Source organism: Streptomyces sp. NPDC086023 (assembly GCF_044540325.1).
In the GTDB taxonomy this organism is placed as follows: Bacteria; Actinomycetota; Actinomycetes; order Streptomycetales; family Streptomycetaceae; genus Streptomyces.
The window spans coordinates 408,456-422,329 of the sequence record NZ_JBITRX010000001.1; the positions used below are offsets into that span (position 1 = coordinate 408,456).

Annotated in this window: 10 protein-coding genes; 6 read left to right on the top strand and 4 right to left on the bottom strand. The window is 74.4% G+C overall.

Annotated features, from left to right (window positions below; genetic code table 11):
- Positions 1 to 44 precede the first annotated feature (44 nt).
- Genes ACIF6F_RS01860 through ACIF6F_RS01870 form a run of 3 tightly spaced genes read left to right on the top strand, consistent with a single transcriptional unit; the run spans position 45 to position 4,034 of the window.
- Positions 45 to 1,352 carry an ATP-binding cassette domain-containing protein gene (locus ACIF6F_RS01860; RefSeq protein ID WP_399939760.1) on the top strand — a complete coding sequence of 436 codons (1,308 nt, stop codon included), beginning with the start codon at positions 45 to 47 and terminating at the stop codon, positions 1,350 to 1,352.
- Positions 1,324 to 3,408, top strand: a complete 2,085-nt coding sequence (locus ACIF6F_RS01865; RefSeq protein WP_399939763.1) for a YhgE/Pip family protein — start codon at positions 1,324 to 1,326, stop codon at positions 3,406 to 3,408. The genes ACIF6F_RS01860 and ACIF6F_RS01865 overlap by 29 nt, the downstream gene beginning before the upstream one ends.
- A gap of 11 nt (positions 3,409 to 3,419) precedes the next feature.
- The gene (locus ACIF6F_RS01870; protein WP_399939765.1) at positions 3,420 to 4,034 is read left to right on the top strand and encodes a TetR/AcrR family transcriptional regulator; all 615 of its coding nucleotides are present in this window, start codon (positions 3,420 to 3,422) and stop codon (positions 4,032 to 4,034) included.
- Between the two features lie 442 nt (positions 4,035 to 4,476).
- Here the strand turns inward: ACIF6F_RS01870 and ACIF6F_RS01875 are convergent, their stop codons facing one another.
- The 4 genes from ACIF6F_RS01875 to ACIF6F_RS01890 form a co-directional block, all read right to left on the bottom strand.
- On the bottom strand, positions 4,477 to 6,864 hold the full coding sequence (locus tag ACIF6F_RS01875) for a transglutaminaseTgpA domain-containing protein (RefSeq protein WP_399939767.1): 2,388 nt from the start codon (positions 6,862 to 6,864) through the stop codon (positions 4,477 to 4,479).
- Positions 6,861 to 8,201, bottom strand: a complete 1,341-nt coding sequence (locus tag ACIF6F_RS01880) for a DUF58 domain-containing protein (protein ID WP_399939770.1) — start codon at positions 8,199 to 8,201, stop codon at positions 6,861 to 6,863. Before ACIF6F_RS01880 ends, ACIF6F_RS01875 begins: the two co-directional genes overlap by 4 nt.
- Positions 8,201 to 9,226, bottom strand: coding sequence for an AAA family ATPase (locus tag ACIF6F_RS01885; protein WP_399939773.1), 1,026 nt, complete (start codon positions 9,224 to 9,226; stop codon positions 8,201 to 8,203). The genes ACIF6F_RS01880 and ACIF6F_RS01885 overlap by 1 nt, the downstream gene beginning before the upstream one ends.
- Positions 9,227 to 9,365: 139 nt before the next feature.
- Positions 9,366 to 9,908, bottom strand: a complete 543-nt coding sequence (locus tag ACIF6F_RS01890) for a beta-class carbonic anhydrase (RefSeq protein WP_399939775.1) — start codon at positions 9,906 to 9,908, stop codon at positions 9,366 to 9,368.
- 317 nt (positions 9,909 to 10,225) lie between these two features.
- Between ACIF6F_RS01890 and rsmH the strand changes: the two genes are divergently transcribed.
- From rsmH to ACIF6F_RS01905, 3 genes are all read left to right on the top strand, one after another.
- Positions 10,226 to 11,182: a 16S rRNA (cytosine(1402)-N(4))-methyltransferase RsmH gene (gene rsmH, locus ACIF6F_RS01895; RefSeq protein WP_399939777.1), complete on the top strand. Its 957-nt coding sequence runs from the start codon at positions 10,226 to 10,228 to the stop codon at positions 11,180 to 11,182.
- An 88-nt stretch (positions 11,183 to 11,270) separates the two neighbouring features.
- Positions 11,271 to 11,792 (top strand): septum formation initiator family protein, encoded by a 522-nt coding sequence (locus ACIF6F_RS01900; RefSeq protein ID WP_399939779.1) that lies wholly within the window; start codon positions 11,271 to 11,273, stop codon positions 11,790 to 11,792.
- Positions 11,793 to 11,846: 54 nt separating this feature from the next.
- The gene (locus ACIF6F_RS01905) at positions 11,847 to 13,817 is read left to right on the top strand and encodes a peptidoglycan D,D-transpeptidase FtsI family protein (protein ID WP_399939782.1); all 1,971 of its coding nucleotides are present in this window, start codon (positions 11,847 to 11,849) and stop codon (positions 13,815 to 13,817) included.
- Positions 13,818 to 13,874 lie beyond the last annotated feature (57 nt).

Consider the following 13,874-nt stretch of genomic DNA (forward strand, 5'->3'; position numbering starts at 1 on the left):
CTAGTTTTTGAACTGACCAGTCAGTTCAAAAGAGGGGGGACGGGGTGGACAGCCCGACAGGCGCGGCCGTCAAGGCCCAGGGCTTCGGACTGCAGGGCCCGCGCGGGTGGGTCTTCCAGGGGGTGGACGTCGACGCGGCGCCCGGTTCCCTGATCGCTGTCGAGGGACCGTCCGGCACGGGCCGTACCTGCCTGCTCCTCGCCCTGACCGGCCGGATGAAGCCGACCGCGGGCCACGCGGAGGTCGGCGGTCTGCGACTGCCGAAGAAGATGGCGGCGGTCCGCCGGATCAGCGGCCTGGGCCCGGTCCCGGGGGTCACCGACCTCGACCCGGCGCTGACCGTGGCCGAGCAGCTGCGCGAGCGGGCGCTGCTCCAGCGCCGCTACGACGGACCCGTACGGGCCCTGTTCCGCCCCCGGTCCGAGCGCGCCGCGCTCACCGCCGGCCGGATCGACGCGGCCCTGGACGCCGTGGGCCTGGACGTGGCGGCCCTGCCGAAGGGCGCCCGCACCTCGGTGCGGGAGCTGGAACGGCTGGAGGAGCTGCGGCTCTCCCTGGCGCTGGCCCTGATCTCCGGCCCGGGCCTGCTGGCGGTGGACGACACCGACCTCAAGCTCTCCGACGCCGAACGGGTCGAGGCCTGGGCGCTGCTGCGCTCCCTCGCCGCCCGCGGCACCACGGTCCTCGCGGTCTGCAGCGAGGCCCCCGCCGACGCGCTGGTCATCCGCACGAATGCCGCCGGCACGCCCGGAGAAGGCGACGACCCGGCCCCGCAGGACACGGCCCGCCGGCCCGGTACCGCCGCGGCGGCCACCCCGCGCACGCTCCCGAAGCGCAAGCGCCGCGCGGCCACCGGTACGGCCGCCGCGCCCGCAGCCCCCGCCGCAGCCGAGGAGTCCGCCGGGGCGGCCCAGACCCGGGCCGGGCAGGCCGGGCAGGCCGGGCAGGCGGGGCGGGCGGGGCACGCCGGGACGACCCCGACGGCGCAGCAGGCCCCGACCGCCGGGACGACCGAGAACGCCGAGTCGTCCGCCGCCAGGGAGCCCGGGGCGACCGCAGCGAGCCAGGCAGCCGAGGAGGGGAAGGCGACCGGGACCACCGGGTCCACCATGCCGGCCGGCGAGGCCGGGCCGGCGGAAGTTGGTGACGGTTCGCAGGGGACCCTCCCGCCGGACGCCGGCGAGGACGCCGAGCCCGCCGGTACCGGCACCACCGGACCGGACACGGACGCCGAGGGCACCGGAGCCCGCACCGGCGCCGAGGCCACCGGCTCCGCCCAGACCACCCAGACCACCGACACCACCGCACAGAAGGGGGCGGCCGATGCGCTCGCCGAAGCTGGCCGCGCTTGAGCTCAAGCGCTTCGGCAGGGGGAAGCTCCCGCGCGCCGCGCTCGTCGCGCTGCTCCTCCTGCCCCTGCTCTACGGAGCCCTGTACCTGTGCTCCTTCTGGGACCCGTACAGCCGCCTCGACAAGCTCCCGGTGGCCCTGGTCAACGAGGACAAGGGCGCCACGGTCGACGGCAAGGAGATCGCCGCCGGCGACGAGATCGCCCGCAAGCTGCACGACAGCAGGATCTTCGACTGGCGTGACGTGAGCGCCGCCGAGGCGGCCGAGGGCGTCGAGGACGGCACGTACTACCTCTCCCTCACCATGCCGGAGGACTTCAGCACCCGGCTCGCCTCCAGCTCCGGCGACGCCCCCGAGACCGGCGCGCTCCAGGTCCGTACGAACGACGCCAACAACTACATCGTCGGCTCCATCTCCAAGACGGTGTTCTCCGAGGTCCGCGCCTCCGCTTCCAGCAGCACCTCCCGCGGCTTCCTCGACAAGATCTTCATCTCCTTCTCGGACCTGCACGACAAGACCCTGGAGGCAGCCGAGGGCGCCGACGACCTCAAGGACGGCATCGGCCGCGCCAAGAAGGGCGCCAACGACCTCGCCAACGGCCTGACCAGCGCCAAGAACGGCAGCAGCGACCTCGCCGGCGGCCTCGGCAAGCTCGACACGGCCGCGGGCCGGCTGGAGACCGGCAGCCGCCAGGTCGCCAACGGCACCCAGACCCTGGCCGACAAGGTCAACACGGCGGCCGACAAGGCCCGCCCGTTCCTGCGCAACAACGTCAAGACCATCGCCGACGCCGCCGAACTGGCCGCCGACAGCGCCAAGGTGGTCCGCAACCACCTCGACACCTTCGCCAAGGCGGCCCCCGGCGCAGCCCGCGCCGCCAACGCCGCCTCGGACGCCCTGGACGACGTGTACGGCGAGCTGTGCACCGGTGCCGAGACCCCCAGCCCCAAGTGCCCCAAGCTGAAGCGGGCGAAGGACGATGCCGCCGAGGCGGCCGAACTCGCCCGTGACGTCGACAACCTGGTCAAGAACTCCGGCGGCGACCTGGACAAGCTGCGCGCCCAGCTCAAGGACCTGGAGCAGAAGGCCCGCAAGGTCGTCGACGCCGCCCCGACCCTCGCGACCGACCTGGACGCCGCGGTCGGCCGCATCAACGCCCTGAACGACGGCGCCCACAAGGTCGCCACCGGCATGGACAAGCTGCACGCCGGCATCACCGCCGCCCACACCGGCTCCGACGACCTCGACGCGGGCGTCGGCAAGCTCAAGAAGGGCGCCCACAGCCTCGACGGCGGCATGTACAAGCTCGTCGACGGCTCCGGCCAGCTCGCCGGCGGCCTCCACGAGGGCGCCGACCAGATCCCGGACTACGACGAGCAGCAGCGCGACCGGCGCACCGAGGTCATGGCCGACCCGGTCCAGCTCGCCGCCAAGTCCCTGCACAAGGCGCCCAATTACGGCACCGGCTTCGCCCCGTACTTCATCCCGCTCTCCCTCTGGGTCGGCGCGATGGTCGCCTACATGCTGATCCAGCCGATGAACCGGCGGGCCCTCGCCGCGGGCGCCTCCGCCTGGCGCGTCGCGTTCGCCGGCTGGCTCCCGGTGGCCGCCCTCGGCGTCCTCCAGGTGGCCGCGCTGATGTCCGTACTGCACTGGGGCCTCGGCCTGGAGATGGAGCGCGCGGCCGGCACCATCGGGTTCCTGGTCCTGGTCACCGCCTGCTTCGCGGCCATCGTCCAGTGGCTCAACGCCCGCTTCGGGGCCGCCGGACGCATCCTCGTCCTCGCGGTCCTGATGCTCCAGCTGACCTCGGCCGGCGGCACGTACCCCGTACAGACCAGCCCCGGCTTCTTCAACGCGATCCACCCGTACCTGCCGATGTCGTACGTGGTCGAGAGCCTGCGCCGCCTCATCACCGGCGGGCCGCTCGACCCCGTGTGGCAGGGCTGCGCGGTCCTGGCGGCCTTCACGGCGGGAGCCCTCGCGCTCACCGCCCTGGCCGCCCGCCGCAAGCAGGTGTGGACCATGGACCGCCTGCACCCGGAGTTGAGCCTGTGACAATCAGCGCCATGGACAGCAGCAGCACCAGACGGCAGGCCACCCGGCAGAAGCTCTACGAGGCGGCCGTCACCCTGATCGCAGAACAGGGCTTCTCCGCCACCACCGTGGACGAGATCGCCGAACGCGCCGGAGTGGCCAAGGGCACCGTCTACTACAACTTCGCGAGCAAGACGGTCCTCTTCGAGGAGCTGCTCCGGCACGGCGTCGGCCTGCTGACCGCCTCGCTCCGCGAGGCGGCGGACGGGGTCAGGAGCCGCGGGGGCACGAGCGTCGAGGCGCTCGACGCGATGATCCGCGCGGGCCTCGTCTTCATCGACGCCTACCCCGCCTTCACCCAGCTGTACGTCGCCGAGCTGTGGCGCACCAACCGGGCCTGGCAGTCCACCCTCATGGTGGTCAGGGGCGAGGCGGTGGCCGTCGTCGAGTCGGTCCTTAGGGAGGGCGTCGAACGCGGCGAGCTGAGCGGCGAGATCGACGTGCCGCTCACGGCCGCCGCGCTGGTCGGCATGGTGCTCGTGGCGGCGCTGGACTGGCAGTCGTTCCAGAGCGAGCGGTCCATCGACGACGTCCACTCGGCCCTGTCGCTGCTGCTGCGCGGGCGGGTCTCCGGCCACGCCGGCTGACACCCGGCCACCACCCCTTCGGGGGACGTGGGACAGACCCGGTCGGCGGTCGCACCGGGCGGGCGGTTCCACGTAGAACTGAGTATCCGTACCTAGACACAGAGATGAGTAGGTACGCGGATGGGCCCTCACCTGCGCAGACGGGAGAGTGGACCCGACGGAAGGGGAGCCCGTCCCGCACCGCCGACACGGGGCGGCGGAGCGGGACGGGCCCCCCGTCCGACGGCGTGGCCGGTCCGGGGGGACCGGCCCGTGGGAACGGGGGTACGGGTCCGGGGGACCCGTACACGAAACCCGTGCGGCGGGGCTCTGGAGGAACGAGCCCCGCCGCACGGGTTTTCCTGTTCTGCGAGGACCCGCCCGCCCCACGGGCACGGCCCGTGTCACAGTCACCCGGCGGCAGGACGGCCCGCCCGCGAGGACCGGCCGCCCCTCAACACCCCTAGCCGCGCCCGCGCAGCGGGATCCGGACCGTCCGCAGCCGCCCGGCCGCCGCACCGCGCACCCGCGCCCAGCGGTCCGACAACGCCCACCGCACGCGTACGGCCGACCGCGGCGCGACCAGCGCCCGCAGCCGGGACCACCGGCCGACCCCGGCCAGCAGCGCGGCCCGCGCCCGCAGCACGTCCTCGGCGGCATCCGCCGCCCCGGCGGCCCCGGGCCCGGCGGCCGGGGGAGCGTAGAGCGAGCGCTCCACCGCTCCGGCGAGCCGGAGCACCCCCTGCTCGGCCTCCCCGTCCAGCCGGCCCAGCGCGACGATCCGCCGCGCGGCCCCCCGCGGGGAGAGCGCCCCGTCGGGCTCGACGCCCACGTCCCACGCCGCGTCGCCCAGCTCGCGCCAGGCCTCCAGCGGGTCGCCCGAGGCCAGCCGGCGCCTGCGCACCCGGGACCGCCACAGCATCGGCAGCACCGGAAGCGCCAGCACCAGCAGCGCCGCCCCGGACACCAGGGCCACCTGGCCCGGGGTGGGACCGTCGCCGCCCGCACCGGCACCCGCCTGGGCCTGCCCGCACTCGCCCAGCCGCCGCATCTCCGGCGGGCAGGCGTCCGAGGCCGAGGACGACGGCGCGGGAGCGGGCGCGGCCGTGCGGCCCGGCACCTCGGGCGCCGGGTTCGACGGCCGGCCCGTGGGCGTCTCCGGCCGGGTGTAGTCCGGCGTGCTGCCCCGCGAGGGCGTGGGCTCGAAGCGCGTCCAGCCGACGCCCTCGAAGTACAGCTCGGGCCACGCGTGCGCGTCCCGCAGGGTCACCGACCAGCTGCCGTCCGACTTCGCGGAACCGGCGGTGAAGCCCACCGCCACCCGGGCCGGAATCCGCAGCGTGCGCGCCATCGCCGCCATCGTGAAGGAGAAGTGGACGCAGAAGCCCCGCTTGGCCTCCAGGAACTTGGCGATGCCCGCCGTGCCCGTGCCCGAGTTGACGTGCGTGTCGTACGTGAAGCCGCCCGCGCCGGCGAACCAGTCCTGGAGCAGCACCGCCCGCTCGTAGTCGCTCTTCGCCTTCCGGGTGACCCGCAGCGCCGTCTCCTCCACGGCGGGCGGCAGGCCCGCCGGCACGCGCGTGTACTCGGCCACCAGCGCCGGCGCCGGCTGCGGGGCCTTCGTCAGCTGCTCCGCCGTGGGCTGCAGGCGCAGGCCGCGCACCGTGTACTGGACGCCCCGGGTGTTCTGGCCCCGGTCGCCCACGAGGGTGCGCCCGACGGGCTCGAACCGCCACTTGCCGCCGATGTCCACCTGCGTGGCCGGGTACGGCATCGGCAGGTAGGTCTGGGCGTACCAGCCGGCCGCCGAGACGCTGGTGCGCACCTCCGTGGTGCGCACGGCGGGGCTGAGGCCCGGCGGGTCCGGCAGCCGCTCGGGGACGTCGGTGATGTGGCGCTCCGCCGTCTTCCAGGACTGGCCGTCGAACTCGTCGAGCGCCACGATGCGCAGGTACTGGTCCGAGGGGTTGCGGTGGTCGGTGCGGTAGCGCAGCACCTCCCGGTCCTCGGTGACGTTCAGGCTGTTCTGCAGCGACACCAGCGGGTTGACCGCCGAGATCGTGCCGCCCAGGCCCTCGCCGTCGCCGCTGCCCGTACCCCCGAGCATCCCGCCCTCCAGGGCCGGCAGCCCCAGCGGCACCACCAGCGCGACGCCGAGCGCCAGCGCGCCCAGCCGGCGGCCGGTCCGTACGGGCGCCACCGCGCCGCCCCCGCCGGTGAGCCCGGCGGCCGTACCCCCGCGGCCCTTGCGCGGCGCGCCGCCGAAGACCCGGCCCCACTGGGACAGCCGGTCACGGCCCTCGGCGAGCAGCAGCAGGAGGTAGCCGCAGCCGGCCAGCAGGAACCACAGCCAGTCGGAGCCGCCCTGGGACAGCCCCGCCGCCACCGAGTACAGCGCCAGCAGCGGCAGCCCGGCGGCCGCGGCGGTACGGAAGGTCACCGCGAGGGCGTCCACCATCAGCCCGATCAGCAGCACCCCGCTGAGCAGCAGCAGCCGGATCCCGTCCGTCAGCGGCGCGGGCATCGCGTAGTGCCCCACGTCCTGCACGCCCTGCGAGAACAGCGCCCCGAAGTCCCGGAGGGCACCCGGGCCGGGCAGCACCCCGCCCAGCGCCCGCTCCCCGACGAACAGCAGGGTCAGCAGCACCACCGACACGACCAGCTGGGCCAGCACGGTCAGCCAGCGCGCCAGCGGCACCCGCCGCGCACCCGCGCCCGTGGCGCTCTGGAGCGCGAGCAGCACCGCGGCCTGCGGCAGCCAGGTCGCCGGATGCACCAGCGGCAGCATCGCGCACGCCGTCAGCAGCGTGGCCAGCAGCGCGCACAGCGTCAGTCTCGCCCGGCCGCTCATCCCCAACCCCCCGAAGTACCCCGGTCCGCGGGAGCGTTCCCCGCGTGCCGCCACAGCTCGGCGAAGGACACGCCCGGGGACGCGGCCACCGCCGTCCAGCCCGTCTCGCGCAGCCTGCGCAGCCGGTCCTCGTCCGGGCCGCCGGAGCGGGCCCGGCCCTCGCCGGCCCACTGCGCGGAGTCCAGTACGAAGGCCACGGCCGCGCCGGAGCGCTGCCGCATCTTCGCCGCCAGGTCCGCCTGGGCGTCGTCCAGATCACCGAAGAAGGCGATCAGCAGCCCCTCGTTGCCCCCGCGGACCGCGTCGCAGGCCCGGGAGAGCCCGGCGCCGTCGGAGTGCCCGACCACGGCGAGCGTGTCCATCATCAGCCCGGCCGCCTCGGCGGACTCCGAGCCGCCGGACGAGTAGCCGCCCGACCCCTCGCCGCCCACCGTGTCGCCGGTGTCCGTCAGCAGCCGGACCGAGAAGCCGCGTTCCAGCAGGTGCACCAGGGTCGAGGCGGCCGCCGAGACCGCCCACTCGAAGGCGGAGTCCGGCCCCGCCCCGCGGAAGGCCACCCGCCGCGTGTCCAGCAGCACCGTGGCCCGGGAGCGCTGCGGCTGCTCCTCGCGCCGCACCATCAGCTCGCCGTACCGGGCGGTGGAGCGCCAGTGCACCCGACGCAGGTCGTCGCCGTGCCGGTAGCCGCGCGGGATCACGTCGTCGTCCCCGGCCAGCGCCAGCGAGCGCTGCCGCCCGTCCCCGTACCCGGAGGACTCGCCGGTCAGCCGGACCGGCGGCAGCGGCTCGGTGCGCGGGATCACGGTCAGCGTGTCGAAGTCCCGGAACGACCGGGTCAGCTCCACCAGCCCGAACGGGTCCGTCAGCCGCAGCTGGAGCGGGCCCAGCGGGTAGCGGCCGCGCAGGTCCGACCGCACCCGGTACGAGACCTCGCGGCGCCCGCCCGGCTCGACCCGGTCCAGCACGAACCGCGGCCGGGGCCCCAGCACGTACGGCACCCGGTCCTGCAGCATCAGCAGCCCCGTGGGCAGCCGGGAGACGTTGTTCATGCGCAGCTGCACCCGGGCCTCGGCCCCCGCCGGCACCCGCACCGGGCTGAGCCGGCGGCTGCCGGTGACCCGGTCCTGGGTGCGGTGCAGGGCCACGGCGCAGATCAGCGGCAGCACCGCGAGCAGCAGCCCGACCCGCAGCAGGTCGCCCTGGCCCAGCACGTACGCGCAGACGGCCGCGGCGATGCCGGCCGCCAGGAAGGAGCGGCCGCGCGTGGTCAGCCCGGAGAACGCGGCGCGCAGCCCGTCCCGCCCGGACTCGGCGGACGGGCGCGTCGCGGCGGCCATCAGAAGCTCCGCTGGCCCGGGGGCTGCTCCCCGTACCCGTGCGGGGCGCCGCCGCGTACGGAGGCGGTGGGCACGGGGGTGCGCTGGAGGATGTCCGCCACCACCTGCTCGGCGGTCCTGCGGTTCAGCTGGGCCTGCGCGGTCGGCAGCAGGCGGTGCGCGAGCACCGGCGCGGCCAGGGCCTGCACGTCGTCCGGGAGGACGTAGTCGCGGCCGGACAGGGCCGCGGAGGCCTTCACGGCGCGCAGCAGGTGCAGGGTGGCCCGCGGGGAGGCGCCCAGGCGCAGGTCGGGGTGGCTGCGGGTGGCGGCGACGAGGTCGACGACGTACCGGCGGACCGGCTCGGCGACGTACACCTCGCGCACGGCCTCGATGAGCTTGACGATCTCGTGCGCGTGCGCGACCGGCTGGAAGTCGTCCAGCGGGGAGACGCCGCCGTGCACGTCGAGCATCTGGAGCTCGGCCTCGGGGCTCGGGTACCCGACGGACACCCGGGCCATGAAGCGGTCGCGCTGCGCCTCGGGGAGCGGGTACGTGCCCTCCATCTCCACCGGGTTCTGCGTGGCGACCACCATGAAGGGGCTCGGCAGCTCGTGCCGGGTGCCGTCGATGGTGACCTGGCGCTCCTCCATCGACTCCAGCAGCGCCGACTGCGTCTTCGGCGAGGCGCGGTTGATCTCGTCGCCGATGACGATCTGCGCGAAGATCGCGCCCGGCTTGAACTCGAACTCGCGCCGCTGCTGGTCGTAGATGCTCACGCCGGTGATGTCCGACGGCAGCAGGTCGGGCGTGAACTGGATGCGCTGCACGGAGCAGGCGATGGACTTCGCAAGCGTCTTGGCCAGCATCGTCTTGCCGACGCCGGGGACATCCTCGATCAGGAGATGTCCCTCGGCGAGCAGCACCACCAGCGAAAGCCGTACGACCTCGGGCTTGCCCTCGATCACGCTCTCGACCGACCGCCGCACACGATCCGCGGTGGTGGTCAGATCAGCGAGGCTCGCTCGATCGTCATAGGTCGTCACCCGGCCCTCCTCGGCCCTTTCACGGGCCGACGCCCATTGCGTAATCCCGGCCCACCCCAAACACACGGACGTCGACCGGAAGCGGTTCCCGGGCGGGCGTCACCCGAGCATTCTTGACGGCGTCACACCGTTATGTCACTCACGAAGCCGGGTCGATCTCCCGCAGGAGGCCCGTGGTGACGTCGAAGACGAAGCCCCGGACGTCGTCGGTGTGGCGCAGGAACGGGGAGGTCCGCACCCGCTGCATCGACTGGCGGACGTCCTGGTCCACGTCCCGGAAGGCCTCGACGGCCCAGGAGGGACGCTGCCCGACCTCGTCCTCCAGCTCGTGGCGGAAGTCCTCGGTGAGGCTCTCCAGACCGCAGCCGGTGTGGTGGATCAGGATCACGGAACGGGTGCCGAGCGCCCGCTGGCTGATCGTGAGCGACCGGATCGTGTCGTCCGTGACCACGCCGCCGGCGTTGCGGATGGTGTGGCAGTCGCCGAGCTGGAGGCCCAGGGCGGCGTGGAGGTCTATGCGCGCGTCCATGCACGCCACGACGGCGACCTGCAGAACGGGCCTGGCGTCCATGCCCGGGTCGGTGAAGTCCCGGGCGTACTGCCGGTTCGCCCGGACGAGGCGGTCGATGACGGTGCCGGCCTCCGAGGGTGCGGACGTGGGCAGCGATGCGGAAGTCGTCATGGGTACGACGTTAGTGCTCACGCTTGAGCCCAGCAGGTGTGAGGGTGGACAAAGGGCGCCATTGCTCCTCGTTGTGAGCTAACCCACAGGGGCCGGTGGACGCGCCCGACCGGGTGGTCCGCCGGTTTCGCCGGGTTGGCCGGAGCCCGCCGCACGGCACGCGGGCCGGTTCGTTGACCGGGGCGACCCGTGGACTAAAGTGACGCGAACCGGCCGGGCCCCGGTGTGATTTCGCCGCCCCGGCCCCGATGATCCCCCCGCGTGCGCGGCGCGTACGTCCATGTACCCGCAGGTCGCGCCGTTACCTGAGAGGGCGCATGAGCGAGACCCGACACGTCCCGGTGATGCTCCAGCGGTGCCTGGACATGTTGGCCCCCGCACTGGAGAGGCCCGGGGCAGTGGTCGTCGACTGCACCCTCGGCCTCGGCGGCCACAGCGAGGCCCTCCTGAAGCGGTTCCCCGAGGTGCGGCTGGTCGCCCTCGACCGGGACAAGGAGGCCCTGAGGCTCTCCGGCGAGCGGCTGGCCCCCTACGGCGAGCGCGCCACCCTGGTCCACGCCGTCTACGACGAGCTGCCCGACGTACTGGCCCGGCTCGGCATCCCCAAGGTCGACGGCGTCCTCTTCGACCTCGGCGTCTCCTCCATGCAGCTCGACGAGGCCGACCGCGGCTTCGCCTACGCCCAGGACGCCCCGCTCGACATGCGCATGGACCAGACGACGGGCATCAGCGCCGCCGAGGTCCTCAACACCTACCCGGCCGGCGAGCTGGTCCGGATCCTGCGGGCGTACGGCGAGGAGAAGCAGGCCAAGCGCATCGTCTCGGCCATCGTCCGCGAGCGCGAGAAGGAGCCCTTCAGCAACAGCGCCCGCCTGGTCGAGCTGATCCGCGACGCGCTGCCGCAGGCCGCGAAGCGCACCGGCGGCAACCCCGCCAAGCGCACCTTCCAGGCCCTGCGCATCGAGGTGAACGGCGAGCTCACCGTGCTGGAGCGGGCCGTCCCCGCCGCGGTCAAGGCCCTCGCCGTGGGCGGCCGGATCGCCGTCCTGTCGTACCACTCGCTGGAGGACCGCCTGGTCAAGACGGTCTTCGCGGCCGGAGCCGCCAGCACGGCCCCGCCCGGTCTGCCCGTCGTGCCGGAGAAGTACCAGCCCAAGCTGAAGCTGCTGACGCGCGGCGCGGAGCTGCCGACCGAGGAGGAGGTCGCCGAGAACCGGCGCGCCGCCCCGGCCCGGCTCCGCGGCGCGCAGCGCATCCGCGAGGAGGAGCTTTGACCGTCGCAGCATCCGTGGCCCGGTCCCGGAGCGCCCCGTCCGCACCCGCCGCGCCCTCCGCGGCCCGGAGCGGGGAGCGGAGGAGCGCGTGAGCGCGCGGGGCGGGCAGGCCGGCCGGACCGGCAGGCTCGGGAGGCTCAAGGGGTCCCCCGGCACGGGGGCCGCGCGCACCCCGTTCGTGCTCCTGGTCGTCGCCCTGCTGGGCGGCGGCCTGATCACTCTGCTGCTGCTCAACTCGGCCCTCAACCAGGGCTCGTTCCAGCTCAGCAAGCTCAAGCGGGACACCACCGCGCTCACCGACGAGCAGCAGGCCCTCCAGCGCGACGTCGACGCCTATTCCGCGCCCGACGCCCTGGAGCGCCGCGCCCGCCGCCTCGGCATGGTCCCCGGCGGCAGCCCCGTCTTCCTCGGCGCCGACGGCAAGGTCAACGGCGTGCCCAGCACCGCCTCCGCGCCGCCCCCGCCCGGCCCCACCGCGGCCGCGCCCGCCCCGCGGGCGCCCGCCGCGAGCCCGGGCGCGCCCGCCGGCTCGCCCGCCCCCGCCGTCACGTCCGCCGCGCCCGGCCAGGGCGCCCCGTCCGCGAAGCCCTCACTGACCCCCGTTAGGTGACGTCGTGACCGCTCATGCCAGCCCCCGCCCGTCCGCGGCCCGAGGAGCGCACCGATGAGCCCCAAGGAGCCTCCGCGCCGCCGCGTGCCGGGACCCGGCCGGCCCAGGCCGGGGGAGCGCGGCCCGGGACGCCCCGCGGCCCGCCCGTCCGCCCGCCGCCCCCGCCCCGCCGCCTCCCGCGCCCCGCACACCATCCGGCTCGGCAGCCCGCGGCCCCGGCTGCGCCTGGTGAGCCTCGGCCTCACCCTGGTCATGGTCGCCTTCGTGGTCCGGCTGCTCCAGGTCCAGGCCGTCGACGCCGCCGAGTACTCCGCGCAGGCGCAGAAGAACCGGTACGCCAGCCACACCCTCGCCGCGGAGCGCGGCCGGATCACCGACCGCAAGGGCATCGCCCTGGCCACCAGCGTCGACGCGTACGACATCACGGCCGACCCCAAGATGTTCACGCCCGAGGAGAGCAAGGCCCCCGACGCCCCCCAGCAGGCCGCCGCGCTCCTCGCGCCCATCCTCGGCAAGGACGCCGAGGACCTCATCGCCCGTCTGAAGACCCCCAACACCCGGTACGTGGTCCTCGCCCGCCGGCAGACCCCGCAGGTCTGGAACCAGATCAAGGACCTCAAGCGCGTCTTCGCCGAGAAGGCCCAGGCCGACAAGCGCCGCAACGGCCCCGGCGCCAACGTCCTGGCCGGCGTCTTCCAGGAGCCCAGCAGCAAGCGCGTGTACCCCAACGGGAACCTGGCCGCCGGGATAATCGGATACGTCAACGCCGAGGGCAAGGGCGCCGGGGGCCTGGAGTCCGCCCTCGACGAGAAGCTGGCGGGCAAGGACGGCGAGCTGCGCTACGCCCAGTCCGGCGGCCGCCGCGTGCCCACCGCCGGCTCGCGCGAGAAGCCCGCCGTGCCCGGCTCGGACATCGAGCTGACCATCGACCGCGACATCCAGTGGGCCGCCCAGAACGCCATCACCGAACAGGTGCGGGCCTCCGCGGCCGACCGCGGCTACGTCGTCGTCCAGGACACCCGGACCGGCGAGGTGCTGGCGATGGCCAACGCCCCCGGCTTCGACCCCAACGACCTCAGCAAGGCCCGCTCCGCCGCCATGGGCAACGCGGCCCTCCAGGACGTGTACGAGCCCGGCTCCACCGCCAAGGTCATCTCGATGGCCGCCGTGCTGGAGGAGAAGGTCGCCGGCCCCCTCACGCACGTCATCGTCCCCAACCGGCTGCACCGCGGCGACCGGCTGTTCAAGGACGACATCGACCACCCCACCTGGTACCTCACGCTCAACGGCGTCCTGGCCAAGTCCAGCAACATCGGGACCATCCTGGCCACCGGCCGGCTCGGCAAGACCCAGGCCGACGTGAACGAGACCCTCTACGGCTACCTCACGAAGTTCGGCATCGGCCAGCCCACCGGCCTCGACTACCCCGGCGAGTCCCGCGGTCTCCTGGCCCGCCCCTCGGAGTGGTCCACCTCCCAGCAGTACACGATCCCTTTCGGCCAGGGACTCTCCCTCAACGCCATGCAGGCCGCCTCCGTCTACTCGACGGTCGCCAACGGCGGCGTCCGCATCGAGCCCACCCTGGTCCGCGGCACCAAGGGCCCCGACGGCCGGTTCACACCCGCCCCCGCGCCCGAGACGCGCCGCGTGATCAGCGAGGCGACCGCCAAGACGCTCGCCCAGATGCTGGAGTCCGTGGTCGACGACCAGGAGGGCACCGGCACCAAGGCCCGCATCCCCGGCTACCGGGTCGGCGGCAAGACCGGCACCTCCAACCGGGTGGATCCGGCCACCGGGCGCTACAAGGGCTACACGGCCTCCTTCGCCGGGTTCGCCCCCGCGGACAAGCCCCGCATCACGGTCTACTGCGCCATCCAGAACCCCACGCGCGGCAGCTACTTCGGCGGCCAGATCTGCGGCCCCATCTACAAGAAGGTCATGGAGTTCGCCCTCAAGACCCTCCAGATCGCCCCCACCGGCACGGCTCCCGCCGGACTGCCGGTCACCTTCGGACCCGGCCGGTGAGAACCGGCCGGCCGGCCCGGGCGGCGGCGCCCGGGCCCGAGGAGAGAAGCGCGAGGC